Raw genomic sequence first — 249 nt, 5'->3', positions numbered from 1 at the left:
CTGGGACTGAAGGTCAACGCGGGTCACGGCCTGCATTACACAAACGTCCAGCAGATTGCGGCGATCGAAGGCATCGTCGAACTGAACATCGGCCACGCGATCGTCGCGCATGCGATCTTCGCGGGCTGGGACAACGCTGTGCGCGAGATGAAGGCGATCATGGTCGCCGCGCGTCTCGCAGCGCGCGCCTGACGAAGCACGGCACACACAACGCACACAACGGATAGCGACGGTACACGTATGGCGATC

1 protein-coding gene is annotated in these 249 nt (G+C 62.2%); it reads left to right on the top strand.

Translation table 11 applies throughout. The features are described from left to right. Positions 1-192, top strand: a 192-nt coding sequence (locus SB753_RS39880; RefSeq protein WP_410805524.1) for a pyridoxine 5'-phosphate synthase, incomplete at its 5' end; no start/stop codon positions are given. Positions 193-249 lie beyond the last annotated feature (57 nt).

It is taken from the genome of Paraburkholderia sp. SIMBA_053 (genome assembly GCF_046534895.1).
Taxonomy (GTDB): domain Bacteria; phylum Pseudomonadota; class Gammaproteobacteria; order Burkholderiales; family Burkholderiaceae; genus Paraburkholderia; species Paraburkholderia caledonica.
The sequence above is the reverse complement of the archived record's forward strand: the minus strand, read 5'-3'. Positions and strand labels throughout refer to the sequence as shown.